This is a genomic window from Patiriisocius marinistellae (assembly GCF_009014635.1).
Classification (GTDB): Bacteria; Bacteroidota; Bacteroidia; order Flavobacteriales; family Flavobacteriaceae; genus Patiriisocius; species Patiriisocius marinistellae.
The window spans coordinates 156,253-179,300 of sequence record NZ_BKCF01000002.1 but is presented as its reverse complement, the minus strand read 5'-3'; the positions used below and the strand labels follow the sequence as shown (position 1 = coordinate 179,300).

The window sequence follows — 23,048 nt, the reverse complement described above, 5'->3', positions numbered from 1 at the left end:
TAATTTTTATACTTTTCTAAAGCGTATATTTCCAAGACTGCAATATTGTAAGTAATTTTAAGGTTTATATACTATTAATATATTCTTAGAAAAACTGATACTAAATAGTTACCCGACTTTTAGGGCACTAAAAATGAAAAAGAAACTTTATCTCCCCATTCTCGCACTACTCACGCTATTTGTAAGCTGTTTTGAAGACCTTGATGATAATTTAAATCCGGCTTCCACTACTTCAATAAACGATTTTATATACCGTGGACTTAATTTTTTCTACTTATATAAGGCAGATACGCCACAACTTGCTAATGATGCCTTTGCTGATGAAACTGCAAAAAATGCATTTATAAGTAGTTTTGAAAGTCCTGAGGAAATTTTTGATTTTTTAAAATCTGACCAAGACCGTTTTAGTATTCTTGTCGACAATTATGTGGATTTAGAAAACGAATTAAGTGGAATAACGCTTAATAATGGGATGGAATATGGTTTAGTTTTTTATCCAGATGATAGTGGAAATATTTTTGGTTATGTGCGTTACGTGCTTCCTAATACAGACGCAGAGGCAAAAGGAATACAGAGAGGTGATGTTTTTAATACTGTAAATGGACAACAATTAGATGAAAATAATTTTAACCGTCTTCTTGATCCTGACAGTTACGAGATTGGACTTGCAACGTATGATGGTACAAATATTTTACCCACAGGAGAAACTGTTCTATTAACAAAAACACAATACACAGAAAACCCTATTTATTTAGAACGTACCTATACCATTGAAGGTGAAAAAGTGGGATACATTATGTATAACCAATTTAACCGTGACTTTGATCCAGAACTTAATGCTGTCTTCGGAAATTTTAATGCCGAAGGGGTAACTAAGTTAATTTTAGATTTGCGTTACAACGGAGGAGGGTCTGTAGAAACAGCAACAGATTTATCTTCTATGATTACAGGACAATTTAACGGCGAGATATTTTATAATGAGCAATGGAATGATGACCGTCAAGATGCTTACGCAAATCCAGGACTTTTCAATAATACTATTAGCAATGGTGATGCAATAAATAGCTTAAATTTAACTAAAGTATATATTTTAACTTCTGGGCGCTCTGCATCTGCTAGTGAACTTGTTATCAACGGCCTGGCTCCTTATATTGATGTTGTGCAAGTAGGCGACAATACTACTGGAAAATTTCAAGCTTCTTTTTTATTATATGATGCACCTGCCCCAACCTTTAGTCGCTCAGAAGCAAACCCTAATCATACCTATGCAATGCTTCCTTTAGTTTTCAAAACAGCAAATGCAGCGGGGAATACAGATTATATTGATGGATTATCACCAGATATTACAATAAGAGAAAATTACTCAAATTTGGGAATTCTTGGAGATATAACCGAACCTCTTCTTGCCGAAGCACTAGATGACATCTTCTTTACAAATAGGCCTATTATACACTTTACTCCACTTGAGGAAGTTAGCGATAGTAATGCTGGAAGTATTATTGATGGAATTATGGTAATTGATAGAATTGAATAAAATCATTTACAAATGCTAATCTTAGATGAATTAAAAGTTATCTTTATTCACGTACATAGAACTGGCGGTAGCACTATTTCAAATATTTTAAGAGAGAGAAAATTAGTTAACACAAATAATGTGCTCCCTCAACACACTAATGCTAAAAATGATGACACTTCTATTTTAGAAAAACATCATGACTATTATACTATTGGTTGCACTAGAAATCCCTGGGATCGTATTCTTTCGTGGTATTTGTTATTGCATTTTAATGATTTAAAAAGCATTGAAAAAGAGAGAACAAGGCTTGAAGATTTTATTGAACAAGATATTGCAATTGATTTAAGCATAAATTACTTTCATTATAACACTCTTGATTATTTGTCAAATAAAGAAGATTCTCTTATAGCTAACAAGATATTTCGTTTTGAAAATATAGAAAATGATATCAGAGAATTTTTGCTTCAATATAATATCTATTTTCAAAAAATACCCATTATAAATAAAACATTTAAAAAAGATTATAAAAATTATTATACAGATAAAGCTCGTGAACTTATCGCTCAAAAATGTTCAAAGGATATTCAATATTTTAATTATGAGTTTTAAGTAAAACCCATAAAAAAACCACCCCGAACAAACGAGATGGTCTATATTTTTAAAAATATGTTATATTACTTTCCTAACTCGTGTGCTACTAGGTAGTAAAATGCTGGACGACTCTTCATATGAATTCCTTTCATCTTCTCGGCAACTGCATTTACAGCATTCATTCCCTTATCTTTATCTTCAACGCCTAATTTTTTAACAACAAAATTTTTACGTACCGTTTCTAACTCGGCTGGATCACCGCCTGAAACTAATAACGCATCTTTATTACTTAGCATTGTTTTTAGGCGATTACAATATTCATCTAATTTGTCATGGTCAATTTTTGAAACTCCACAATCTTTCAATTGTCCTGCTGCTGTTTCTTTTAACTTTGATAATTTTTCTTGCGTATCGCTCATTGGTATTTAATTTAAATGATTACTTATTTATTTGACATAAATTTAAGAATTAAATCGCAAAATGATATTAAATGATTATTAAAGTTTTAAAAATGAGACTGCTCACTTCGGAAACGGTACAACATCACACACTTTTACAAATAAAAAAGCCCTTTTAGAAATCGACTAAAAGGGCTTTAATAAATTAATATTTCCGAAGTACTACAACTTCAAGTTAAATCCAACGCGTACGTTGCGACCTAATGTTTGAAATCTATAAATCTCTTCATATTCTTCGTTTAATATATTACTCACATTTACAAAAACCTTCATATTAGGAAGCAGTTGCGTTGAAGCAGTTAAATTCAATGTCCCAAAGCTATCTAAAATTACATTCTCAGACTCAAAAGTTTCGTTGTTAAAAAAAGAATCTGTACGCTCTCCTGTAAATTGGTAGCTTGCTGTGATAAAGCTTTTATTAGCCACATTATAAGATAATGAAGCATTTGCTTTGTGCTCAGGGATACGTAATGCAAACTTTTCATCTGCTTGAGTGTTTGTGTAATTTCCTGTAAACATAAATCTGTTTCCTAGTGGCGCAGCAACTTCCACCTCTACTCCACTCGCTGTAAACTCTTCATCAATGTTTTGATATTGAGATATAAAATTATCTGGATCAACAGTTACAAAATCAACAAAGTTTTTTTCGTCGCGTGTAAAATACAATGCACTCAAACGTATGTTATTTTCTGTTGTAAATTCAAGACCTCCTTCAATCGTTGTGTTCTCTTCTGGTTCTAATTCTAAATTACCATACAAAGGATCATGCAGTTGAAATAATGATGGAGTAATGTATGCGGTACTGTATGAAGCTAGCAGTTTTAGGTTGTTTTTTCCAAAACCAAAATTATAACTTGGATTTACATTATAAACTAAATGGCTACCATACTCACTATGAATATTCATACGAGCACCAGCAGTTGCTTGAAAGCCCATTTTTGAGATATATGTTAAATTTACATAAGGATCAAACATAGTAAACTCAGCAACACTATCATCTAAGTCTTTCACTAACTCAGTCTCTCCAAAAGGCACTGAAAATGATTTAAAACTACTATTATTATGCCCTAACCCTACAAGGGCTGTAAAACTGTCTGTAAACTCATATGTTAAATAATTATCTAAGTTATAGGATCTAGTGTCATACCTAACAGGAAAGTCTGACTCAATTTCTCTTTCAATCCATGTAAAATTATCGTTAAATACATAAATCCCTTTTTTATATTTCCAAGTAAATTGTCCACCTGTACGCAGTTGATCTGTAATATTTCTATTTGCAGCATCTGTATAATTAAAGCTATCAAAATCTGCTTTCAGTTTTCCGAAACTAAAAAACTGGCTTAAACTTACATTCTTTGAAAAGTTAAAACCTAAGTTTACACGACCTTCAAATTGATTAAAATCGTCTGCTTCAAATGCCTCTGTAGCATCTTCTGGCGCAGCAACAGCAGATAAACCTTCTACGTAACGATTACTAAAATTTGCATTATAAAACCATTTTCCTAGAGTTCCACTCACAGCAACTGCATTGTTAAACTCCTCTACACTATAATCTGTATCAAGATCATCATCTTCACTCGAACGATTAGTCCCCACAGATGATGTTATAATTGCACTAATTTTTTCCTTACTTGCTTTTAAAGTCGAAATACTAATTACTGCCGTACCAGCATTTGCACCATATAGAACACTAGAGGCGCCTTTCATAATCTCAATACGCTCAATAGTCTCAGTAGGCACAAGGCGCAAATCATAATCATTAGCAATCTGTGAAGGGTCATTTACTGGGACTCCATCAATAACAATTAGTACTTGGCGATTGCGACCACCACGTACATAATAACCCAGATTTTGCCCGTCATTGCTACGGCTACCGTTAATTTCAATTCCTGAAACTTCATTAATCAATTGTGCAACAGATTTTCCTTGATTTCTTAAAATCATCTCATTGTCGATTGTAGTAACCACTTTTCCACTATTTTTACGTGGGATGCTCACTTTTGTGTCAATCATAACAGAGTCTAATTGCTCTACTTTTTGTTGTGCATGTGCAGTCAATGCTGCTGCGGCAAAAAATGCCGATACTAATAATTTTTTCATAAGTGTACTTTTTCCTTTCTACGGAAATATTAAATTAATACTACACCTGGAAATAAATAGAAGAATGAGCGCATAGCGCGCCACATCATCCCAATCCTTTATCCCGAAGGTTTGCAAATTATAAATCCTGGCAGGTCTCCTGGCTTGTCTTAAGCGACCTTCCCATCAGCCAAGGCTAACAGTGGTTTGAAGTTTCGCTATTCAAATCTTAAACATTTGAACGACTTACAGTTGCGGGAACAGCTTTTGTATTTCACAAAATTCCCTTTTAATGACACAAAAAAGTGCCAACCAAAATCTCGGGCGAAAGTACTGCTTTATTCTTAAATGTTATTAGAAAAATTTAACTAGAAGTAATAAAATCAAAACACAAGTTTAATTAATATCCTCACCAAGCTTAAGACAACTAAAGTTGAAACCTAAGATTATTAAACACAGTAACTGTGCTTGAGCAAAAAAACAATGAGATCAATATATAATTGTCACAACACAAATGGTATTTGACAAGCTCAGATTGACTAAGTATTATTCGTTTAAATCAAACTTTTCAAAACTCATTTGTTTAGTTTTGCTGAAATTATAAAAATCCTATGTATCATAAAATTGTAATTTTATTACTTACCCTTAGCATCATCGGTTGTAAAAAAAGTAATGACTCTAGTTCCGTTTCAGAAGAAAACAAAAAAGATTTAAAGGAAAATTCAATACAATATGCTGAAGGTTTTAAAATTTCAGAATTTAAAAACTACAAAACGATAAGCATCACAAATCCATGGCCAGGTGCTGATAAAACGTACACGTATGTTTTAAGTGATAGTGATATTCCAAAAGAAGATTTACCACAACATGATGCTTTTATAAAAACTCCTATTACGTCAATCGTTGTAACATCAACAACACATATTCCATCTTTAGAAATGCTTAACGCTGAAGAAACAGTTGTTGGTTTTCCTAATTTAAATTACATATCCTCAATAAAGACAAGGAAGCTTATAACAGCAGGGAGTATTAAGGAAGTTGGGAAAAATGAATCTTTAAATACCGAAGTTTTAATCGATTTAAACCCTGATGCCGTTGTAAGCTTTGCCGTTGACGGAAATAACACAACACTTTCAACAATAGCAAAAACAGGTATCCCCACACTTATTAATGCAGACTGGACAGAAAAGCATCCATTAGGAAAAGCTGAGTGGATTAAATTTTTTGGAGCACTTTATAATAAAAGTAAAGAGGCCGATAGCATTTTTAAAACAATTGAAACCGAATATATTTCGGCAAAAAAAACAGCAGCTGCAGCTTCAATAAAACCCACTGTTTTAAGCGGTGCTATGTTTAAAGATGTTTGGTACATGCCACAGGGAGATAGCTGGGCAGCACAATTTATTAATGACGCAAATGGTGATTACTTATGGAAAGAAAGTGAAGGTACAGGAAGCATTTCTCTTAATATTGAAAGTGTTTTAGAGAAAGGACAAAACGCAAATATCTGGATTGGTCCAGGGCAATTTACTTCTATAGAACAACTTAAGGATGCAAATAACGCGTATGCTTATTTTGAGCCAATTAAAACAGATAATGTATATAGTTTTACTACAAAAAAAGGAGAAACTGGCGGTGTGATTTATTATGAATTAGCTCCAAATAGACCTGACATTGTTTTAAAAGATATTATCAAAATTCTGCACCCGTCTCTATTACCAAATCATGATTTATTCTTTTTTGAAAAACTTAAATGATACTTCAAAAAAGATATACGCCCTTTTTCATAGTACTCCTTTTAGTACTTCTTGCTTGCTTCTTAATAAATATAAGTTTAGGAAGTGTAGCAATTCCGTTAAGTGATGTAGTGGCTAGTATTTTTGGTGGCGAAGTAGAAAAATCATCTTGGAATTATATTATTCAAAATTATCGAACTCCTAAAGCTTTAACTGCAATAATGGCTGGTGGTGGCTTGGCAGTTTCGGGATTATTAATGCAAACCTTATTTAGAAACCCTCTCGCAGGGCCTTTTGTTCTTGGGTTAAGCAGTGGTGCAAGTCTGGGTGTAGCAATTTTAATCTTAGGAGCTGGAGCATTGGGAGGATTTATGGGGGGGATACTTTTAAACGATTGGAGCTTGATAATTGCCAGTGCCTTAGGTAGTTTTTTAGTATTACTTGCAGTACTCGCAGTTACTTTTAGGATTAAGGATACGATGGCAATTTTAATCATTGGCCTTATGTTTGGAAGCGTTACAAGTGCAGTGGTTGCGGTCCTCTCCTATTTTAGTACGGCCGAGCAATTACAGCAATTTGTTTTTTGGTCATTTGGAAGTTTAGGCAATCAATCCTGGGAAGGCATCTTAATTTTATCGCTTTGTTTTTTCATTGGAATATTACTTAGTTTAGTAAGTGCAAAAGCTTTAAACGCATTACTTTTAGGAGAAAATTACGCTAAAAGTATGGGGTTAAAAATTAAAAGAAATACATTTATAATTATTGTTGCAACAAGTATTCTTGCAGGAGGAATTACAGCATTTGCAGGTCCCATTGCATTTGTTGGACTTGCAGTACCGCACTTAACACGCCAATTCATCAAAACCTCAAACCATTTAATTTTAATCCCAGCGGTATTAATTTGTGGCGCAATTTTAATGCTGCTTTGTGACACCATTGCACAGTTACCCTTCACAGAATACTTTTTGCCCATCAATGCAATTACATCACTTGTTGGTGCACCAGTTGTGATTTGGTTATTGGTAAAAAAACGTAAATTGTTATTCTAGATGGCTTCGGAAATTTTAAATAATGTTCTTATTGCTAAAAATTTAAGCATCGGGTATCCCTCAAAAAAAGGAGATACCATTATTGCCGAAGGTTTACACTTTGAATTAAAAAAAGGAGAACTTATTGGTTTAGTAGGAAGCAACGGAATAGGTAAGTCTACACTTCTTAGAACACTTTCCGCAACACAATTACCTTTAAACGGTAGTATTATTTTAAATGGAAGTGATATTTCAGAAAACACATCGCTACAACGTGCCACACAATTAAGCTTGGTTCTTACAGAAGCTCCAGCGTCTAAAAATTTAACGGTTTTAGAACTAATCTCGTTAGGAAGACAACCTCATACAAGTTGGATGGGGACATTAACACCACTAGATCTTACTAAAATTGAAGAAGCGATTGAAGCTACAGATTTAGTTGAACTCCAAAACAAAAACTGCTACGAACTTAGCGATGGGCAGTTACAACGAGTATATATTGCTAGAGCACTTGCGCAGGATACACCCATTATTATTCTTGATGAACCTACAACGCATTTAGATTTATACCATCGCGCTTATATATTAAAATTGCTTAAAAAACTTGCGGTTGAAAAGCAAAAAACAATTCTTTTTTCTACTCATGAAATAGATATTGCCATTCAATTAGCAGATACAATGATGGTGATGACTGTTAATAATTTAGCCATTGGATCTCCTTGTAAGCTTATTGAAAAAGGAAAATTTGACGCACTCTTCCCGCCTGAGACAATTCATTTTGATAAGACTACTGGACGTTTTTCAGTGAAGGATTAATTTATTTTTAAATAACAATATTACGGTTTACCGCTTTTGCTTAGTAGCAATTGTTGGTATATTTACTATTAAAAGATTTTTTTAATGACAGATAAAATACAATGTCCTAATTGCGCGCATCAATTTGACGTAGAAGAAGCACTTGCAGGAAAGTTAGAAGCACAATTTAAAGCAGCTTATGAACGTAAGGTTGCAGAACAAGCTCAAGTTTTTAATGCTGAAAAATTAAAACTTGCACAATCAATGGATGCAGAAAAATCTAAACTTGCCAAAGAAGTAGAAGATTTTGAAGCAAAAAAAGAGCGTGAAAATGAATTATTTAAAGAAAAATTACAACAACGACTTTTAAAAGAATCTGAAAAAATAGAGAAACAAACAAAAGAGTCTTTTGAACTACAATTAAACGCATTACAGGCTGATAATGAAAAAAAGAAAGAAGAAAACAGAGCGTTACGTTCTGCAGAAATCGAACTTTTAAAACGTGAAAATGAGTTAAAAGAAAAAACAGAGGAACTGCAATTAAATGTTCAAAAAGAACTGTTAGAAAAGCAAAAAGAAATTGAAGACAAAGCTAGAGCAAAAGAGCGTGAGTCTATGGTATTGAAAGAGCGTGAATTTCAAAAACAATTAGACGACCAAAAAAAATTGATTGACGAAATGAAACGTAAAGCTGAGCAGGGTTCAATGCAAATGCAGGGAGAGGTGCAGGAATTAGCACTTGAAGAACTCTTAGCAGCTACATACCCTTTTGATGAAATTTCTGAAGTAGGAAAAGGAATACGAGGTGCAGATTGTATTCAAACTGTTATTAATAGTCTGCAACAACAATGTGGCTCAATAGTTTATGAGAGTAAGAGAACTAAGAATTTTTCAAATGACTGGATTAACAAACTAAAAGAAGATCAAATTAAATGCAAAGCAGACATTGCAATAATTGTTACCGAAACTTTCCCAAGCGACATGGACCGTTTTGGAGAAAAAGATGGTGTTTGGATTTGTGGGTTTCATGAAGTTAAAAGTGTTTCATTAGTATTGCGCGAAGTATTATTGAAAACACAATCTGTAAAATCTTCTGATGAAAACAAAGGAGAAAAAATGGAGCTATTATACCGTTATTTAACTAGTAATGAATTTGTTCGTAATATTGAGCGTATAGGAGAAAACTATTCTGGAATGATTGACCAGCTAAATAGTGAGAAGAAAGCAATGCATAAAATATGGGCATCGAGAGAGAAACAAATTTGGGTTGTACAGGAAAACATTTCGGCATTATTTGGTTCTATTAAAGGCATTGCAGGAAAAGAATTAGAAACTTTCTCAGTGCTCGAATTACCAGACAACACAATAGAATAATATAAATAACAACATTGAACGAAACTGTAATCATAATCGTAATTGCACTTCTATGCTTAGTCATTGGAACTTATATAGGCAATTTATTAGCACGTTTAAAAGGCAAAGGTGAAAATGCAATTTGGCAAGGGAGACTTGAGCAAGCACAATTACAAGAAGAAAAATTGAGTGTTCAGTTTGATAGCGTATTAAAAGAGCGTGAGGAAATTAGAAAAGAAAAAGATTTTCTTAATCTAGAATTAACACGTCGTAATGCAGAGTTTGACAATCTAGAACACAAACTTAGAGAGCAAAGTGGAGAGCTAGAAAAACTGAACGAAAAGTTTTCGAAAGAATTTGAAAATTTAGCAAATAAAATACTTGACAGCAAAAGCGAGAAATTCACAAAACAGAATAAAGAGAATATTGATACTATTTTAAAACCACTTCAAGAAAAAATTGAAAAATTTGAACAAAAAGTAGAATTTACAAATAAAGAAAGTATTGATCGCCATGCAATGTTACGCCAACAAATAATTGGACTTAAAGAGCTAAATGAGCAAATGAGTAAAGAGGCTACAAATTTGACTAAAGCATTAAAAGGAGATAATAAAATACAAGGAAATTGGGGAGAATTAGTTTTAGAACGCGTTTTAGAAAAAAGTGGTCTTGAAAAAGATAGAGAATATTTTGTGCAAAAAAGTTTTACTAATGATGATGGCAAACGTGTTTTGCCAGATGTTGTAATTCATCTGCCTGACACTAATAAAATGATTATCGACTCAAAAGTTTCGCTAGTTTCTTATGAGCGTTTTGTTAATGAAGAAGATGATTTATTAAAATCTCGTTATTTAAATGAGCACGTTAATTCACTAAAAAAACATATTGAGCAATTAAGTGCAAAGAATTATCATGATTTATACAAAATAGAGAGTCCAGATTTTGTTTTATTATTTGTTCCTATAGAACCTGCTTTTGCAGTAGCCATAAATACAGATGAAAATTTATATGCTTGGGCATTTGAGAAAAATATTGTTATAGTAACCCCTTCTACACTTTTAGCCACTTTGAGGACGATTGATACTATGTGGAATAATGAAAAACAACAACAAAATGCGCTAGAAATTGCCACACAAGCGGGACGTTTGTATGATCAGTTTGTTAATTTGACTGAAGACTTAATTAAAGTAGGTAATCAACTCAATACTGTAAAAGGAAGTTATGACAGTACTATGATAAAACTAACAGGTAAAGGAAATTTGGTTAAAAAAGTAGAGCGAATTAAAAAACTAGGCATCAAACAACGTAAAACTATAAATGAAAAATTATTAAAGAAAGCACATAGCGAAGAAAATGAGTAGCAATAAAACTATTGTAAGAATATTAGAAATTATTTCTACTGCATTATCTTTAACCTGGTTGTTTGTGAGTACCATTGGAATTTTATTATTGGGCATATATATCATTTTCTACTCAATGACAGAGGACTTTGAAAAACCCTATCAAGAAGGAATGTATTTTGGAACAGGAGTTGTAACGCTTATAGTAAGTATTATTCTCATAGGCACGCAAGTATATTTTATTCGACAAACAAAATTAAAAATTAAAAATCATGAAGAACAAGCTAACAAAGAGGCTAATCAAAATTGATTTAGCAGTCTATATTTTAGCAAGCATTGGATTACTTTATCTTGGCATTTTTATGATTACTACAGAAACTGAAATAAGCAGAGCAAAAAACATGGCTATGGGTATGCAAATTTTAGGGGTTTTTGTTTTATTAATTGGAATTACCACAGGTGTGCTTACCTTTATAAAAATTAGAGATACAAAATTTTAATAGTTCAGAAAAAACCATACGTCAATACGGAATCTTATATGAAAAAAATATTATTTATTATACTGGGCAGTTTATTAGCTATCTATTTACTCTATTTTGCATTCGTATATTTTGTTCCTTATAGTGAAGGAACTCGTGCGGGAGAGCTTATAAAGTTTAGCCGAAAAGGAGTCATTGTAAAAACATATGAAGGTGAAATTAGCCAAGGTATAAGTGGCGCGCAAATATTTTCTTTCTCAGTATTAGATGAAGAACAAGAGGTTATAAAAAAACTTGAAGAATACCAAGGGAGCTATGTAAAACTTACATATGTAGAGCGTTTTGGCACTTTCTTCTTTTGGGGAGATTCAAAATATTTTATAAATGATGTTTCCTTAGAACAGTCACCACATTTCAATAGAAATTAAATCCATAAAAAAAGCATCCTAATTTAGGATGCTTTTTTATTTAATAATCAAAATTTATTATTTACTCAAATACATTTTTCTTCTAGAATACAAATCGTAAAACTGATCATCTTTTAGACTATCAATAAACAAAATACTTTCTCCAGTACTTTTCATTTCTGGCCCTAATTGTTTGTTTACATTCGGAAATTTATTGAAACTAAAGACAGGTTGTTTGATTGCATATCCTTCTAAATGAGGTTTGAAATCGAAATCGGTCACCTTGCTATGCCCTAACATAACTTTAGTAGCATAATTTACATAAGGTTCGCCATACGCTTTTGCAATAAATGGAACCGTACGTGATGCTCTTGGATTTGCTTCAATGATATAAACTTTATCATCTTTTACTGCAAATTGAATATTAATTAACCCTACAGTATTTAGTGCAAGCGCTATTTTTTTAGTGTGGTCTTTAATTTGTTGCATTACAAACTCTCCTAAATTAAAAGGGGGTAATGTAGCATTTGAATCTCCTGAATGAATTCCACAAGGCTCAATGTGCTCCATAATACCTATAATGTATACATTTTCTCCATCACAAATTGCATCTGCCTCTGCTTCAATCGCTCCATCAAGATAATGATCAAGCAATAATTTATTATTGGGTATTTTACGGAGTAAATCAACTACATGCTCTTCTAATTCTTGTTTATTAATTACAATTTTCATCCCTTGTCCACCTAATACATAACTAGGTCTAATCAATAATGGGAAGTCTAAAGTGTCAGCTAATTTAAGTGCTTCTTCTGTAGTTTCTGCAACTCCAAATTCTGGATAAGGAATGTTTAAATCTTTAAGAATTGTAGAAAAACTTCCGCGATCTTCTGCTAAATCTAAAGCCTGGAAACTTGTACCTAAAATTTTCACACCGTAGCGTTCTAATTTTTCTGCTAGTTTTAAAGCTGTTTGCCCTCCTAATTGAACAATAACACCTTCAGGTTTTTCATGACGAATTATATCATAAATATGTTCCCAAAAAACTGGTTCAAAATAAAGTTTATCAGCTACGTCAAAGTCAGTTGAAACTGTTTCAGGGTTACAATTAATCATAATTGTTTCATATCCTACTTCGGCAGCTGCTAAAACACCGTGAACACAACAATAATCAAACTCAATTCCTTGCCCAATTCGATTAGGTCCAGAACCTAAAACGATAATTTTCTTTTTGTCTGTAACAACACTATCATTTTCTGAGTATGGCTCATTTCCGTCGAGCTTCATCTCATTTTCAAATGTACTATAATAATAAGGCGTTTGTGCTTTAAACTCAGCTGCGCAAGTATCTACCAATTTATAAACACGCTGAATATTCATTTCTTCACGCTTATTATACACTTGACTTTCAAGACATTTTAGCATGTGTGCTATTTGTCTGTCTCCATACCCTTTTTGTTTTGCTTCTAACAATAACTCTCGTGGTAATGTATCTAACGTAAACTTAGAAATTTCTTTCTCTAATAAATAAAGCTCTTCATATTGACGTAAGAACCACATATCAATTTTTGTGATTTCATGAATACGGCTCAATGGAATTCCCATTTGGATAGCATCATAAATTACAAATACACGATCCCAACTTGCGTTTTTAAGTTTATCTAGGATTTGTTCATAATTAGTGTAGCTCTTTCCATCTGCTCCTAGACCGTTACGTTTTATTTCAAGAGACTGTGTTGCTTTGTGTAATGCTTCTTGAAAACTACGACCTATTCCCATTACCTCTCCAACAGATTTCATTTGAAGTCCTAATGTTCTATCACTTCCTTCAAACTTATCAAAGTTCCATCTTGGAATCTTTACAATTACATAATCTAAAGTGGGCTCAAATAAAGCTGATGTTGATTTTGTAATTTGATTATCAAGTTCGTCTAGATTATAACCAATTGCAAGTTTACTAGCAATTTTAGCAATAGGATAACCTGTTGCTTTTGAGGCTAATGCTGAGGAGCGTGATACTCGAGGGTTAATTTCAATTGCAATGATGTCTTCTTTCTCATCTGGGCTTACAGCAAATTGCACATTACAACCCCCTGCAAAGTCTCCAATACTGCGCATCATATGTATTGCTAAATCACGCATACGTTGATAAGTACGATCACTAAGCGTCATTGCCGGCGCAACCGTTATTGAGTCTCCTGTGTGGATACCCATTGGATCCATATTTTCTATTGCACAGATAATAACAACATTGTCATTTTTATCACGTAATAATTCAAGTTCATATTCTTTCCATCCCATCATTGCCTTGTCAATCATGACTTCATGTATAGGTGAAATTTCAAGACCATGCCTAAGTAATTCATCAAAATCATCTTCTTTGTAAACAATAGAGGCTCCTGCTCCACCTAAAGTATATGATGCTCTTATTACTAGTGGAAATCCAAATTCTTGAGCTATTTCTTTACCTTCTAAGTATGAAGTTGCTGTAGCTTGTGGAGCCATAGGTACTCCTATATCTTCCATTAGAAGTCTAAATTTTTCGCGATCCTCTGTTATATTAATGGCGTCAATGTCAACTCCAATAATCTCTACACCAAAATCTTTCCAAATACCTTTTTCATCAGCTTCTATAGCCAAGTTGAGGGCAGTTTGCCCTCCCATAGTTGGAAGCACCGCATCAATCTGGGGATGATCTTTTAAAATTTGAACTAATGACTTAGTTGTTAGAGGCAACAAATAAATATGATCTGCCATTGAAGGGTCTGTCATAATTGTTGCTGGGTTAGAATTGATTAATACAGTTTCAATTCCATCTTCGCGAAGCGAACGTAATGCTTGTGACCCAGAATAATCAAATTCGCAGGCTTGGCCAATAACTATGGGACCAGATCCAATGATTAAGATAGATTTTATCGCAGTGTTCTTAGGCATAATATGGTAGTTTTTTCAGATTGTAAAATTACGAGACGATGGGGTATAAAAAAAAGGTGTTGCTTATAAAAACAACACCTTTTATTTATGACTTATCAACATTATTTTTTGTGACGAGTTTCAGAAGAGACAGAAATTTTCTTTCTACCTTTTGCTCTACGAGCTGCAAGTACCTTTCTACCGTTTACAGATGCCATACGCTCTCTAAAACCGTGCTTGTTTCTTCTCTTTCTTTTTGATGGCTGAAATGTTCTTTTACTCATGGTATACTATATTATCTTCTGAAAATTCTTTTTTTAACTATTCTAAAGTTGGTAATTGCTACACTTTAGATAATATTATCAGTATCATCGCGTAGGCGGGTGCAAATATACAATCTTTTTTTACACGTCCAATATCAAAATGTGAAATATTTTTATTTGTTTTTATTACCTTTGAAGCCCTTATAAAAAAAGGCTTTATGTTCAATAAAAATTTAAAAATAATCCTTGCTGTACTATTAGTTGGTGTAGCTGTTTGGCAATTTACTGAAACTAATATAGGTAACGGTATAATGCTCATTCTATTAGCGCTAATGTTTGTTTTTCTTTATTTTAAAAACGAAATTATACTTCTTGCATTCTTACGTCTGCGTAAGCAAGATTTCCCAGGAGCAAAAAAATGGCTTGATAAAATAAAAAACCCTGAAGGTTCTCTCGTAAAAAAACAACAAGGGTATTATAATTACTTAAATGGGCTGATGGTTTCACAAACTAATATGAATGAAGCTGAAAAGTATTTCAAAAAAGCTGTTTCTTTAGGTCTAAGTATGGATACTGATATGGCAATGGCAAAATTAAACCTTGCTGGTATTGCTATGACTAAAAATAGAAAGCGAGAAGCAGAAATACTCTTAAGTGAAGCAGGAAAACTTGATAAGCATAATATGCTTAATGACCAGATTAAAGCAATGAAACAAAATATGAAACGGGCTGGGCAACCTAAACAACAGTATGGTGGAGGACGAAGTGGTCGTGCAATGAAAGGTGGAAGACGCTAATTTCTAGTTAATTAATAGGCTTTTACTCAGTAAAATCCTACTTTGCATTGCGTTTTGACGACTTTATCATACCCCTTGTCTAAAAGTTTGTTTCTTACACAATATTGTTATCTATTTTTGTGGTGACTAAATAATCACCGTATGAGTAGAAAACTACTTCTCCTATTTATTGTTATTTCATTTTCCGCACAAGCACAGCTTGAGCCTGTAGAATTATTTTCGCAAGCGATTGGAAAAAATATCAAAAAATACCGAACGCAATCTCAAGATGCACATGCGACAAGAGATTTTGAACGTGCCGATTTTTTATTTGATTCACTTATTAATAATGTTGTGAATGGAAGCACGCTTGATAACTTTAAAGTACGTAAACTTTCTGGTCGTAAGATAGATCTATACAAATTTGAAAAACCTGTTTTTTTAATGACATATGCTTCATGGTGTACGCCAGGTGTGGGAGAAATTCCTGCACTTAATGAAATAGCAAGAGAACATTATAAGGATATAGATTTTGTTGTGCTGTTTTGGGACACAAAACAAAAAGTACGCGAAATAGCTTCTGAGTATGATAAAAAAATTAATGTTGTTTATGTAAACGAATTAGAAAACAACAACTGTGAGACTGTAAAAACTATGAAACATAGCTTAGGCTTCCCTACTTCTTTCTTTGTTGATGCAGATAAAAAAATACTTGATGTAAGACGTGGTGTTTTGCATCCATACAACGAAAAATATGAAATTTCTTACGAGCTTAATTATACTTCATTTCTCAACGGAATTTCATTATTAAAAATTATTCAAGGTACAGAAGATGGCTACGCTTCTGAAACTCCTTAATATTTTTCAACAAATAATCCCCACTAACCAAAGAAAAATCCTTTCCATTAGAATTTTGGAAAGGATTTTTTATTTATAGTCCACAATTACTTCGGAAATAAGGTTTAATTTCTATGACTATTATATTATACAATTATTTTCAAGCTTTAATATTTCCGAAGATATCTCTAATTAGTATTATTTAGAAAAGAACATCTTCAAAGCAGCAATAATAAGTATTACAGCAAAACTTTTCTTTAATATATTTTGAGGAATGTTAACTGCAAATTTTGATCCTAGAAAACCGCCAATAACAAAAAAGGCTGCGATTATTAAACCGTAACGCCAGTTAAATGCGGCTTCCCCATCGACTGGGTTAACATAATAGGTGTATGCAGCAAAAAAAGTTACGGGGACAGCTAAGACTGCTAGACTTAAACCTTGTGCTTGATGTTGACTATAGCCTAAAAAATAAATGGCTAAGGGCACCATTACTACACCTCCCCCTACACCCATAAATCCGCTTAAAACACCTGCTAATAATCCTATAATAATTAAAGATAATATAATGGTAGGGTTCATAGTTTTTTTACTAGTTTGTTTCATAATATCCCGGCAAAGGTATCTTAATTTTATATTCTTTCCCTGAGGCATTATTTAAATAAGTATCACGCAACCAAGGATTATGTATTTTTAAAATTTTATAATTTATACCATTTTCTTTAGCAAATACTGCAAAGTCTTCAACTGGAGTATTGACAACCAGCGTTTTAGTTGGGATTGGCTGGTATAAATCTTCCTTATCTAGATAGAAACCATATTTTTTAGGATTACTTAAAATTTCTTTAAAAGCAAGAATCCTAAATACGTATCTACTAGTTTCTGAATTTAATAATAAATCATAATACCCTGTTACATCTTGACGTTCCAATTGTTTATTTATTCCAGCGTTTCCAGCATTATAAGCTGCTGCAGCTGTTGTCCAGCTACCAAAACGAGCCTTAGATTTTATAAGATATTCTGCGGCCACCTCTGTTGCTAACTCAAGATTGTAACGCTCATCAACATAATCATTAATTTCTAAGCCATATTCTTTTCCTGTAGCTTTCATAAATTGCCAAAACCCAGAAGCTCCTGCGTGAGAACGAACATCATCTAGACCACTTTCTGCAACTGCCAAGTATTTAAAATCATCTGGTAAGCCATATTTTTCTAATAATGGTTCTATTTCTGGAAAAAACCTATTAGCTTTTTTTATCATCAATAGCATATTTGATTGCCAGTATGTATTTACATGAATCTCTCTATCTAAACGCTCTCTTACATCAGTATCATTTAGGGGTACTTTTTCACCAGCAAAATCCATGTAGTTTGGGACTGCAAGAGCCCTTACCTTAGACATCTCAAAGGTATTTGATGTTACGCTACTAGTTTGTGGCGCATCATAAGGTTTTATAACATCTTTGTCTTGACTTTGCTCTTGAACAGCACTTATTGTGAGCCAAGAAAGCCCAACTAATATAGTGCCTAATCCTATTTTTGATAATACATTCATAACGTAAAATTTTCTCTCAATATAGCGAATATTATGCCGTTCTTCTAATCTTAAAAAATTAATTTTCTTCTATTATTTCAATAATAACATCTGTTATTTGATGTCCTTTTCTAAGTAACATTATGTGGGTTCCTCCATCTATAATATACTTTGTTTTCAAATTTTTAATTGGGAATACTACATCCTCATTTCCATGAATATGATAAACATTAGGATTTGATATTTCTCTATTCCAGCAAACCATATTTTTTATTGCCCAATTAAGGTAACGCTCATTACGTACGTGAAGGTATTCATCATAAATTTTTAATCGCTTTTTTGAACGTGGACCAATAGCTAGTTTTGTTAAATCTTTTGACTTAACAACAAGTCTTGTAGGCATCAAATAATATGCTTTTAATTTTCTAACTATTTTAAGACGTAAAGGCAATTCATGCTTAGATTTTATGCTAGATATAATAATCAACTTTTTTAAATCTAAAAAAGCACTCATCTCCTGTACTACAACACCACCAAAAGAAACTCCAATTAATATTGCATTCTTTTCAATTACCATGGCTGCCATACGTTTTGAATAATTTGCTATGGTTTCATTTTTTTCTGGAATTAGCCATTCAATTATATGAGTTTTAAAACGATTTTTAGGTAGCTTAATATTCCTGAAAATTTCTTTCCCAGCAGCTAACCCTGGAACAAAATAAACATGGATAATGTGTTGCGGCATTGCTTTTAGCGTAGTATTATCAATTAAGACGAAGATATTTCGTAAATTTACATAATAGGAATAATACCCAACAAACATTTTGGTTTAATTACCATTTTTTAGAATGAAAACAATTCTTCACCCCGCTTCCACTAGAGGTATTGCTAACTTTGGGTGGCTTGATGCACGATATTCATTTAGTTTTGCTAATTTTTATGACCCAAACAGGTTACAATTTGGTGCGCTCCGCGTTTTAAACGATGATATAATTGCACCTTCTATGGGCTTTGGGGAACATCCACATAAAAACATGGAGATAATTACTATACCTCAAAGCGGAATTCTTAAACATAAGGATTCTATGGGCAATGAGGGTATTGTTAAAGCAGGAGATATTCAAGTAATGAGTGCTGGGAGTGGTATTGAACATAGCGAAATCAACGCTAAGGATAACGAAGAACTCTCCTTGTTCCAACTTTGGATTTTTAGCAATGAACAAAATGTGACTCCTCGTTACGACCAGAAAAAAATTCAACCACTGCTTAAAACTAATCGTTTGACGGCAATTGTAAAACCAAGGGACAAAGCTTTAGATGGTGAAGTATGGATTCATCAAGATGCTTATATTCACCTCGGAAATTTTAATAAAAAAACTACTACTACCTTTTCATTAAACAGTAAAGCACACGGAGCATATGTCTATATTATTAACGGAAATGCCGAAATTAATAATATAAAATTGAACAAAAGAGATGCAATGGGCATCTGGGATGTTGATTTAATTGAAATTTCCGTAGAAAAAGACAGCGACCTAATGCTTATTGAAGTTCCAATGAACTAAACTCTTATTAAGTTATATTATAAAAAAACACATTATGATTGAAGATGTAGAAATTAACGACAACGAATTTTTAAGACAATTTGAGCTTGAAATAGGTGATAACATGGCACGTATTGAATATGCTTTACAGGAACGAAAAATATTTTTAACAAAATATGAAATGCCAGAAGATTTAGAAGAACAAGGATTTAGAGATATTTTTATAAAAGCAGTATTTGAAGAAATTCGAAGACGCGGAATTAGCGTAATGCCCACAAGCCCAGAAATTGTTGGATTTTTAAGGAAAAACAGACGTCAATATAGAGATTTATTGCCCGTAGGAATTAATATTTAACACGTTTAAAAACTTAAGCATTTTTCAAAACATTGATAAAATCGAAACGAACCAAACCATCCTCATCAATTTTTGTCAAAGTCACCTTTTGTAATGTATTTACAAGCTCCGGATTCCACGGAGCTTTTACTTTTACATAATTTTCAGTAAAGCCATGAATATAACCTTCCTTATTTTCACCCTCGAATAAAACTGTCAATTCGTTGCCCAGTTGTGTTTCATAAAAAGCACGCCTTTTCTTCACAGACAAACCTCGCAACATTTTACTTCTCTTTGCTCTCACTTTTTTAGGCACAGCACCTTCCATAGTCGCAGCCTCAGTATTTTCTCTTTCAGAATATGTAAATACATGTAAGTAAGAAATATCTAACTCATTCAAAAAATGATAGGTCTCTAAAAACAATTCATCAGTTTCCCCAGGAAAACCAACAATAACATCAACCCCTATACAAGCATTAGGCATTACCTTTTTAATCTTTGAAACTCTATCAATATAAAGCCCGCTCATATAACGGCGCTTCATTAATTTTAGCAATGTATCACTCCCACTCTGCAACGGAATATGAAAATGAGGAACAAATGCTTTTGAGGTAGAAACAAAATCAATAGTTTCATTTTTCAAAAGATTAGGTTCAATAGATGAAATTCTCAAACGTTCAATACCATTTACAGTATCGAGTGCTTGACACAGTTCAAAAAAAGTATGCTCGTGTTTTTTATTACCAAATTCTCCCTTTCCGTAATCCCCAATATTAACCCCAGTTAAAACAATTTCCTTAATTCCTTTTGCTGAAATTTCTGCTGCATTATCTAGCACGTTTTGCAAGGTATCACTTCTAGAAATACCTCTTGCAAGAGGTATTGTACAATACGTACATTTATAATCACAGCCATCTTGCACTTTTAAAAACGCACGTGTTCTATCTCCTATTGAATAAGATCCCACATAAAAATCAGCATCTGCAATTTCGCAGCTATGAATTTCAGCACCTTCTCGAGTACGATCAGGATTTGCTAACAAATCATTAATATAACTCGTAAGATTAAATTTTTCAGTCGCTCCAAGGACTAAATCTACCCCATCAACATCAGCAAGTTCTTCAGGTTTTAATTGAGCATAACACCCCACTGCCGCTACAAAAGCTTCTGGATTTACCTTTTGAGATTGCCTCACAATACTCTTAAAACGCTTGTCTGCATTTTCGGTAACGCTACACGTGTTAATCACATATACATCTGCCTTTTCATTAAAGTCTACGCGGTCAAAACCTTCTTGAGAAAAACCTCTTGCAATGGTGGATGTTTCACTAAAATTAAGTTTGCAACCCAATGTATAAAACGCGACTTTTTTTGGTGTAGGCATTGTTGTACTTTTGACAAATAAGTGGGCAAAAATACGAACTAAAATTGGTTATCTAAAGTACATGACACACCCTTTAAAAAAGACACTTCACACTATTTCAATACTTTGTTTGATAATACTATTTTTTGGATGTTCAAATCATAACAATAATAAAAACGATCACCAAGTTTTTAGATATAACGAACATAGCAATATTGCCTCTCTCGACCCTGCATTTGCCAGAACCCCTCAAACAATTTGGCCTACTAACCAGCTGTTTAATGGACTTGTTCAATTAGACGACTCACTAAATATAAAACCAGACGTTGCTAAAAGTTGGATTATAAACGACAGCACTTCTACATATACATTTACACTTCGCAGTGATGTTTATTTCCACAAAAATGATGTCTTCGGAAATATTAACACTCGAAAAGTAGTTGCCAGTGATTTTACATATAGCTTTGATAGACTTACCTCTCCAGCACTGGCCTCTCCCGGAAGTTGGGTACTAAAAGCCGTTAAAAGTTACCATGCCGAAAATGATTCGACATTTATTATTCAACTAAAAAAACCATTTCCAGCATTTTTAGGATTGCTTTCTATGCGATACTGCTCTGTTGTGCCTAAAGAAGCAATTGAATTTTACGGAAACGATTTTAGAAGTAATCCTGTGGGAACCGGCCCGTTTCAGTTTAAAATGTGGGAAGAGAATGTAAAATTGGTTTTAAGAAAAAATTCCAACTATTTTGAAAAGGATGAAAACGGAGAAAACCTTCCCTATTTAGAAGCTATCGCCATTACTTTCTTGCCAGATAAACAAAGTGAGTTTTTACAATTTGCACAAGGTAAAATAGATTTTATGTCTGGTTTAGACAACTCCTATAAAGACGAAATTATTACCACTACAGGAAAATTGCAGCCTAAATATAAGACTACTACAAACCTTATCTCCGCACCATATTTAAATACAGAATATTTAGGGTTTTTCATGGGCACAAACTCTACCGAAGTACAATCTCCATTATTGCGGCAAGCAATCAATTATGGTTTTGATAGAGAAAAAATGGTCACCTACTTAAGAAACGGAATGGGAATTCCTGCTATAAATGGTTTTATACCTAAGGGTTTACCTGGCTTTGATGCTATTAAAGGCTATAATTATAATCCAGAAAAAGCACGGGAACTTATAGAACAATATAAATTAGAAAGTGGTAATGCTAACCCTAGAGTTACTATTGGCACCAACAGTCAATACCTTGATGTTTGTGAATATATTCAACGAGAGTTAGAGAAGCTTGGGGTAGAAATAGACATTAACGTAATGCCTCCATCAACACTACGCCAAATGAAAAGTAGCGGCAAACTTGATATTTTTAGAGCAAGCTGGGTTGCAGATTACCCGGATGCGGAGAATTATTTATCTTTATTTTATAGTCCAAATTTTACTCCTAACGGTCCTAATTACACACATTACAAAAACACCACTTTTGACAGCTTATATGTGAAGGCGCAGCAAATTTCAGAAATAAATGACCGAAAAATATTATACACAAAAATGGATAGTATTGTCATCGCAGACGCCCCCATTGTTCCGCTATATTATGATATGGCTGTGCGATTTGTAAGTAAAAAAATAAGCGGTCTAGGTATTAACCCACAGAATTTTTTAGTCTTAAAAAGAGTAAAAAAAGAAAAATAGAAT

General features: G+C 33.1%; 23 protein-coding genes and 1 riboswitch. Of the genes, 15 read left to right on the top strand and 8 right to left on the bottom strand.

Annotated features, from left to right (window positions below):
* Positions 1–133: 133 nt before the first annotated feature.
* Complete coding sequence (locus GB234_RS07435) at positions 134–1,534, top strand: GFO_1087 family putative carboxy terminal peptidase (protein ID WP_151893921.1); 1,401 nt, start codon at positions 134–136, stop codon at positions 1,532–1,534.
* A gap of 12 nt (positions 1,535–1,546) precedes the next feature.
* Positions 1,547–2,125, top strand: a complete 579-nt coding sequence (locus tag GB234_RS07430; protein WP_151893920.1) for a sulfotransferase family 2 domain-containing protein — start codon at positions 1,547–1,549, stop codon at positions 2,123–2,125.
* Positions 2,126–2,190: 65 nt separating this feature from the next.
* On the opposite strand, the gene GB234_RS07425 is transcribed toward GB234_RS07430, so the two are convergent.
* Together GB234_RS07425 and GB234_RS07420 are read right to left on the bottom strand one after the other, a co-directional pair.
* Positions 2,191–2,526 carry a DUF2853 family protein gene (locus GB234_RS07425; RefSeq protein ID WP_151893919.1) on the bottom strand — a complete coding sequence of 112 codons (336 nt, stop codon included), beginning with the start codon at positions 2,524–2,526 and terminating at the stop codon, positions 2,191–2,193.
* A 201-nt stretch (positions 2,527–2,727) separates the two neighbouring features.
* Entirely contained in the window at positions 2,728–4,665 is a 1,938-nt protein-coding gene (locus GB234_RS07420; RefSeq protein ID WP_151893918.1) for a TonB-dependent receptor plug domain-containing protein, read from the bottom strand.
* 112 nt (positions 4,666–4,777) lie between these two features.
* Positions 4,778–4,976, bottom strand: a riboswitch (cobalamin riboswitch).
* Positions 4,977–5,255: 279 nt separating this feature from the next.
* Between GB234_RS07420 and GB234_RS07415 the strand changes: the two genes are divergently transcribed.
* From GB234_RS07415 to GB234_RS07380, 8 genes are all read left to right on the top strand, one after another.
* The gene (locus tag GB234_RS07415; protein ID WP_151893917.1) at positions 5,256–6,401 is read left to right on the top strand and encodes an ABC transporter substrate-binding protein; all 1,146 of its coding nucleotides are present in this window, start codon (positions 5,256–5,258) and stop codon (positions 6,399–6,401) included.
* On the top strand, positions 6,398–7,429 hold the full coding sequence (locus GB234_RS07410; protein WP_151893916.1) for a FecCD family ABC transporter permease: 1,032 nt from the start codon (positions 6,398–6,400) through the stop codon (positions 7,427–7,429). Before GB234_RS07415 ends, GB234_RS07410 begins: the two co-directional genes overlap by 4 nt.
* On the top strand, positions 7,430–8,224 hold the full coding sequence (locus GB234_RS07405) for an ABC transporter ATP-binding protein (RefSeq protein WP_151893915.1): 795 nt from the start codon (positions 7,430–7,432) through the stop codon (positions 8,222–8,224).
* Between the two features lie 84 nt (positions 8,225–8,308).
* On the top strand, positions 8,309–9,577 hold the full coding sequence (locus GB234_RS07400) for a DUF2130 domain-containing protein (RefSeq protein WP_151893914.1): 1,269 nt from the start codon (positions 8,309–8,311) through the stop codon (positions 9,575–9,577).
* 14 nt (positions 9,578–9,591) lie between these two features.
* Positions 9,592–10,917, top strand: coding sequence for a DNA recombination protein RmuC (locus GB234_RS07395; RefSeq protein WP_151893913.1), 1,326 nt, complete (start codon positions 9,592–9,594; stop codon positions 10,915–10,917).
* A complete protein-coding gene (locus GB234_RS07390; RefSeq protein WP_151893912.1) occupies positions 10,910–11,206 on the top strand; it encodes a hypothetical protein in 297 nt (98 codons plus the stop codon). The genes GB234_RS07395 and GB234_RS07390 overlap by 8 nt, the downstream gene beginning before the upstream one ends.
* On the top strand, positions 11,169–11,396 hold the full coding sequence (locus tag GB234_RS07385; protein ID WP_151893911.1) for a hypothetical protein: 228 nt from the start codon (positions 11,169–11,171) through the stop codon (positions 11,394–11,396). Before GB234_RS07390 ends, GB234_RS07385 begins: the two co-directional genes overlap by 38 nt.
* A 38-nt stretch (positions 11,397–11,434) precedes the next feature.
* Positions 11,435–11,803 carry a 6-phosphogluconate dehydrogenase gene (locus tag GB234_RS07380; RefSeq protein ID WP_151893910.1) on the top strand — a complete coding sequence of 123 codons (369 nt, stop codon included), beginning with the start codon at positions 11,435–11,437 and terminating at the stop codon, positions 11,801–11,803.
* Between the two features lie 57 nt (positions 11,804–11,860).
* Here the strand turns inward: GB234_RS07380 and carB are convergent, their stop codons facing one another.
* Positions 11,861–14,713: a carbamoyl-phosphate synthase large subunit gene (gene carB / locus GB234_RS07375; protein ID WP_151893909.1), complete on the bottom strand. Its 2,853-nt coding sequence runs from the start codon at positions 14,711–14,713 to the stop codon at positions 11,861–11,863.
* Between the two features lie 101 nt (positions 14,714–14,814).
* Positions 14,815–14,976: a 50S ribosomal protein L34 gene (rpmH, locus tag GB234_RS07370; RefSeq protein WP_082830860.1), complete on the bottom strand. Its 162-nt coding sequence runs from the start codon at positions 14,974–14,976 to the stop codon at positions 14,815–14,817.
* A 197-nt stretch (positions 14,977–15,173) separates the two neighbouring features.
* Between rpmH and GB234_RS07365 the strand changes: the two genes are divergently transcribed.
* Both GB234_RS07365 and GB234_RS07360 read left to right on the top strand, forming a co-directional pair.
* Entirely contained in the window at positions 15,174–15,752 is a 579-nt protein-coding gene (locus GB234_RS07365; protein ID WP_151893908.1) for a DUF2892 domain-containing protein, read from the top strand.
* Positions 15,753–15,893: 141 nt separating this feature from the next.
* On the top strand, positions 15,894–16,589 hold the full coding sequence (locus GB234_RS07360) for a TlpA family protein disulfide reductase (protein WP_151893907.1): 696 nt from the start codon (positions 15,894–15,896) through the stop codon (positions 16,587–16,589).
* A 177-nt stretch (positions 16,590–16,766) separates the two neighbouring features.
* Here the strand turns inward: GB234_RS07360 and GB234_RS07355 are convergent, their stop codons facing one another.
* Genes GB234_RS07355 through GB234_RS07345 form a run of 3 tightly spaced genes read right to left on the bottom strand, consistent with a single transcriptional unit; the run spans position 16,767 to position 18,847 of the window.
* Positions 16,767–17,150 (bottom strand): sulfite exporter TauE/SafE family protein, encoded by a 384-nt coding sequence (locus GB234_RS07355; RefSeq protein WP_151893906.1) that lies wholly within the window; start codon positions 17,148–17,150, stop codon positions 16,767–16,769.
* Positions 17,151–17,160: 10 nt separating this feature from the next.
* A complete protein-coding gene (locus GB234_RS07350) occupies positions 17,161–18,123 on the bottom strand; it encodes a lytic transglycosylase domain-containing protein (RefSeq protein ID WP_151893905.1) in 963 nt (320 codons plus the stop codon).
* A gap of 58 nt (positions 18,124–18,181) precedes the next feature.
* The gene (locus tag GB234_RS07345) at positions 18,182–18,847 is read right to left on the bottom strand and encodes an alpha/beta hydrolase family protein (protein WP_151893904.1); all 666 of its coding nucleotides are present in this window, start codon (positions 18,845–18,847) and stop codon (positions 18,182–18,184) included.
* A gap of 103 nt (positions 18,848–18,950) precedes the next feature.
* On the opposite strand from GB234_RS07345, the gene GB234_RS07340 reads away from it, so the two are divergent.
* Together GB234_RS07340 and GB234_RS07335 are read left to right on the top strand one after the other, a co-directional pair.
* Complete coding sequence (locus tag GB234_RS07340; RefSeq protein WP_151893903.1) at positions 18,951–19,667, top strand: pirin family protein; 717 nt, start codon at positions 18,951–18,953, stop codon at positions 19,665–19,667.
* A gap of 34 nt (positions 19,668–19,701) precedes the next feature.
* On the top strand, positions 19,702–20,001 hold the full coding sequence (locus GB234_RS07335; protein ID WP_172966858.1) for a GNAT family N-acetyltransferase: 300 nt from the start codon (positions 19,702–19,704) through the stop codon (positions 19,999–20,001).
* A gap of 13 nt (positions 20,002–20,014) precedes the next feature.
* Here GB234_RS07335 and mtaB read toward each other — a convergent pair whose 3' ends face one another.
* Entirely contained in the window at positions 20,015–21,364 is a 1,350-nt protein-coding gene (gene mtaB, locus GB234_RS07330) for a tRNA (N(6)-L-threonylcarbamoyladenosine(37)-C(2))-methylthiotransferase MtaB (RefSeq protein WP_151893902.1), read from the bottom strand.
* Between the two features lie 61 nt (positions 21,365–21,425).
* On the opposite strand from mtaB, the gene GB234_RS07325 reads away from it, so the two are divergent.
* Positions 21,426–23,045, top strand: coding sequence for an ABC transporter substrate-binding protein (locus tag GB234_RS07325; RefSeq protein ID WP_151893901.1), 1,620 nt, complete (start codon positions 21,426–21,428; stop codon positions 23,043–23,045).
* Positions 23,046–23,048: the final 3 nt, after the last annotated feature.

Coding starts and splice junctions, on each gene's coding strand:
- GB234_RS07340 (WP_151893903.1), top strand. CDS start 18,951: ATGAAAACAATTCTTCACCCCGCTTCCACTAGAGGTATTGCTAACTTT.
- mtaB (WP_151893902.1), bottom strand. CDS start 21,364: ATGCCTACACCAAAAAAAGTCGCGTTTTATACATTGGGTTGCAAACTT.
- GB234_RS07435 (WP_151893921.1), top strand. CDS start 134: ATGAAAAAGAAACTTTATCTCCCCATTCTCGCACTACTCACGCTATTT.
- GB234_RS07325 (WP_151893901.1), top strand. CDS start 21,426: ATGACACACCCTTTAAAAAAGACACTTCACACTATTTCAATACTTTGT.
- carB (WP_151893909.1), bottom strand. CDS start 14,713: ATGCCTAAGAACACTGCGATAAAATCTATCTTAATCATTGGATCTGGT.
- GB234_RS07415 (WP_151893917.1), top strand. CDS start 5,256: ATGTATCATAAAATTGTAATTTTATTACTTACCCTTAGCATCATCGGT.
- GB234_RS07430 (WP_151893920.1), top strand. CDS start 1,547: ATGCTAATCTTAGATGAATTAAAAGTTATCTTTATTCACGTACATAGA.
- rpmH (WP_082830860.1), bottom strand. CDS start 14,976: ATGAGTAAAAGAACATTTCAGCCATCAAAAAGAAAGAGAAGAAACAAG.
- GB234_RS07400 (WP_151893914.1), top strand. CDS start 8,309: ATGACAGATAAAATACAATGTCCTAATTGCGCGCATCAATTTGACGTA.
- GB234_RS07390 (WP_151893912.1), top strand. CDS start 10,910: ATGAGTAGCAATAAAACTATTGTAAGAATATTAGAAATTATTTCTACT.
- GB234_RS07425 (WP_151893919.1), bottom strand. CDS start 2,526: ATGAGCGATACGCAAGAAAAATTATCAAAGTTAAAAGAAACAGCAGCA.
- GB234_RS07385 (WP_151893911.1), top strand. CDS start 11,169: ATGAAGAACAAGCTAACAAAGAGGCTAATCAAAATTGATTTAGCAGTC.
- GB234_RS07345 (WP_151893904.1), bottom strand. CDS start 18,847: ATGCCGCAACACATTATCCATGTTTATTTTGTTCCAGGGTTAGCTGCT.
- GB234_RS07335 (WP_172966858.1), top strand. CDS start 19,702: ATGATTGAAGATGTAGAAATTAACGACAACGAATTTTTAAGACAATTT.
- GB234_RS07380 (WP_151893910.1), top strand. CDS start 11,435: ATGAAAAAAATATTATTTATTATACTGGGCAGTTTATTAGCTATCTAT.
- GB234_RS07350 (WP_151893905.1), bottom strand. CDS start 18,123: ATGAATGTATTATCAAAAATAGGATTAGGCACTATATTAGTTGGGCTT.
- GB234_RS07355 (WP_151893906.1), bottom strand. CDS start 17,150: ATGAACCCTACCATTATATTATCTTTAATTATTATAGGATTATTAGCA.
- GB234_RS07405 (WP_151893915.1), top strand. CDS start 7,430: ATGGCTTCGGAAATTTTAAATAATGTTCTTATTGCTAAAAATTTAAGC.
- GB234_RS07365 (WP_151893908.1), top strand. CDS start 15,174: ATGTTCAATAAAAATTTAAAAATAATCCTTGCTGTACTATTAGTTGGT.
- GB234_RS07360 (WP_151893907.1), top strand. CDS start 15,894: ATGAGTAGAAAACTACTTCTCCTATTTATTGTTATTTCATTTTCCGCA.
- GB234_RS07410 (WP_151893916.1), top strand. CDS start 6,398: ATGATACTTCAAAAAAGATATACGCCCTTTTTCATAGTACTCCTTTTA.
- GB234_RS07420 (WP_151893918.1), bottom strand. CDS start 4,665: ATGAAAAAATTATTAGTATCGGCATTTTTTGCCGCAGCAGCATTGACT.